4 protein-coding genes are annotated in these 3,002 nt (G+C 32.2%); 2 read left to right on the forward strand and 2 right to left on the reverse strand.

Going from position 1 to position 3,002, the window contains the following annotated elements:
- Together P9B04_RS17320 and P9B04_RS17325 are read right to left on the reverse strand one after the other, a co-directional pair.
- On the reverse strand, positions 1–965 hold a 965-nt coding region (locus P9B04_RS17320), incomplete at its 3' end, for a hypothetical protein (protein ID WP_342056228.1).
- A 281-nt stretch (positions 966–1,246) separates the two neighbouring features.
- Positions 1,247–1,555, reverse strand: coding sequence for a hypothetical protein (locus P9B04_RS17325; protein ID WP_342056229.1), 309 nt, complete (start codon positions 1,553–1,555; stop codon positions 1,247–1,249).
- A 638-nt stretch (positions 1,556–2,193) separates the two neighbouring features.
- Here P9B04_RS17325 and P9B04_RS17330 point away from each other — a divergent pair.
- Both P9B04_RS17330 and P9B04_RS17335 read left to right on the forward strand, forming a co-directional pair.
- Positions 2,194–2,430, forward strand: coding sequence for a hypothetical protein (locus tag P9B04_RS17330; RefSeq protein WP_342056230.1), 237 nt, complete (start codon positions 2,194–2,196; stop codon positions 2,428–2,430).
- A gap of 36 nt (positions 2,431–2,466) precedes the next feature.
- Positions 2,467–2,934 (forward strand): hypothetical protein, encoded by a 468-nt coding sequence (locus P9B04_RS17335; RefSeq protein ID WP_342056231.1) that lies wholly within the window; start codon positions 2,467–2,469, stop codon positions 2,932–2,934.
- Positions 2,935–3,002: the final 68 nt, after the last annotated feature.

Genomic DNA, 3,002 nt, shown 5'->3' on the forward strand with positions numbered 1-3,002 from the left:
TCTAAAACAGTATTTATTGCCTGAAAACTATCTGACAAAGGTTGTTGCTGTTGTTTTAAAACAGTATTTATTGCCTGAAAACTATCTGACAAAGGTTGTTGCTGTTGTTCTAAAACATTATTGATTCTTTGAAAACTATCTGACAGAGGTTGTTGTTGACTATCTAAAATAGTGTTAATTCCTTGGAAACTATTTGCCAAAGGTTCTTTTTGACTTCTGACAACATCATTTATTTCTTGAAAGCTCGCATCTAAAGTTGTTCTTTTTATGTCAATAGTTGTGATTAGCCCGTTACAACTTGTAGATAAATCACTGGTTTTACTTTTTATCGTACTATTTAAAGTATCAAAAGTAAACGATAAAGATTGGGATTTTTTATTAAGTTCATCAAAACCGTTAGAAATACCTTCAGTAAGTTCATCAAAACTATTACCAAAACTCTTAGTATATTCTTCTAAATTCTCTTGTAATCCTTTTAGTGATTCACTTAATGCTTTCTCAACTTCTTTAGCAACAGCATCGGCAATTTCTTCATTAAGAGATGGTTGTTTATGCTCACCTTCATAAACAAGGATTCCTCCTAAAAACCACCCCAATAAACTGGTCACTAAAGCACTGCTAAGAGGCGATAATAAGTTATTAATATTATCAATATCATCACCGACTAAACCAACAGCTACAATAAACCCAATTAATGTGTGTAAGTAACCTGCTGTTTGAATAAAATTACCGTCTTCAATTTGTCTCTTTGATTTTTCTGATTCTTCTTCACTACTAATGTAATTAAAGAAAATGTAATTAAAGAAAAATAAGGTCAGCACATGGGCTACTCCTAAACCTAACAAAAATTTGGAATTAATTGATGAAAGTTGAGCATTGAAGAAAGAACCACAGATGAAAGTTAGTAAGATTCCGCCAATATAAAGTATGATAAATTGACCTCTGTTATGCTTTATATCAAACATAAAAACAATACTCCTTAAATAGTAAAAATTAGTATTTTATTTTTCTTTGAGATTGAACTGCGCTAACAAAAGTAAAATTTTGCTCAAGCATTATTATAACAATGTCAAAATTCTCTGAAGAATTAGACATTAGCATAACATATTCAATAAAAGTGATTGAAATGGAGGTTACAAACTAGTTTATATCCCCCAAGATGGACTGTAAGTATAACAAAAAGCGATCGCTTAAAATTAGCGATCGCTTTTGATAACAAGACCATATAACCGGCAAAAACCTATTGCTACTCATTCAATGGGAAAAGATCTAGGAAGTTTTCTAATTCAAACCAGTATTCTACAAAATATTCGTTGGTAAGAGTGGTAACAAATTGAGAAAAATTTATATACTTTTCCCAACATTCTTCGCTTTGAGAAATTTCTGCTGTTATTTCCCAAAGAACTTCACGATATTCTTGTTTGGAAATTTCCCCCGTATTTCTATACAAATTTAGCAGTGCGTAGTCAACAGCAATGGTTTCGTCGATGTTATAAAGGACTGCTTGTAATTTAATATGGGTTAAAAGAATTTCGATTGATCGATGTTTGTTCATAACTTTAATTTTTGAGCAAATCAACAAGTAGATGTAGTTAAATAATTTGTAAAGTTAGGGGTAACAATAAAGATACTGATGTCAATGTAAACATAAATTAGCCAATATTCTTGCGTATTTTTTAGGAATTATCAAAAATATCTCCAATCTATTCAGTAGTTATTCTCAAACGCAATATAAAAAATGCCAACACTTCTGTAAGTATTGTATCGTCTTGATCTGTTAGGATAAAATTCAGTTCAATATCCTCTAACTCTAGGCTGAAATTTGCTTTTATTTGTCCAGGTTTGCCATCGATTATAAGTCATGTCTTCTTGTAGATTGAATAAGAAAAATTGCTCAGATTTAGTTACTCTAAATAATAAGTAACTTTCATCAATCGTAGAAAAGTTACTTGATTGCAAACACAAATACAACCCCAATGTGATTGCACAAGCTTCAAAAAATTTCCAAAACATCTCACACCACCTTGTAATATTCATTACAATAACTAAACTAGACTAAGTTGTCTGGTTACTCTTCTACTGTATTACTTTACGGTTGTTGATGATGAGGACGGAGTGAAACCCAACAAAGTGTCACAGTGTTGCTTTAAATTAGTAAGGATTTTAACATTCTTCTGGTAATTGCTACTAACTATGTTTATAAAACTCTTGTTTTTTCAAAAAATAACTAAAAAAATCTCAAAAAAAGACGATTCTGGAATAGTTCTTTGGCAACTGTCTCTAGTCGTTGTTTTTTCGGGAATAACTGCTTATTTAATCTTATCTACTCAACAAAACAACCAAATTCCAGTAGAAAGTCAGGAAGAAAAGAACACTCTCTGTATCGGTAAATTTTGCGAAGTTTTGGAAAATAAAAATCAGCGTTTATAATTGTCTTAGTTTGACTGTTGTTAATAAACTAAAAAAATGTTACTGACATTTTTGGATAAAATAGGACGGAAACGGGTTATATATGACCGAGATGGGGTTCGACCTTATCTAATTCGTTATTATTTGTTGTTTTCTGACAAACTAACGGAAGAAGCTGAAGCACGCACCCTACCTTTTAATCTGATGTTACACTACATCTGCCTGAGCGATCCCGACGATCTACACGATCATCCCTGGTGGTATGCAACCTTGATTCTCAAAGGTGGTTATTGGGAAATTACCCCCACAGGAAAATTTTGGCGAGGTCCGGGTCATTTCCGCATTCGTTCTCCTCAATCTCTCCATCGCATCGAAATGTCTCCTGATTCTCAAGGATCTTGGAGTCTGTTTTTTTGTGGTCCCAGAATCAAAAATTGGGGGTTTATTCAACAAGGAAAATGGTTAGATCATAAAACCTACCTAACTAAAAGAAAACAAAGATTATCCGAGACAGTGACACAGTAGGACTTATCAAAAAATATACAAAAATATTGATTACACTAGAAGGGTTTTAAAGTCTCAACTATACAAAA

Origin of the sequence: Crocosphaera sp. Alani8, assembly GCF_038442745.1 — a bacterium.
In the GTDB taxonomy this organism is placed as follows: domain Bacteria; phylum Cyanobacteriota; class Cyanobacteriia; order Cyanobacteriales; family Microcystaceae; genus Crocosphaera.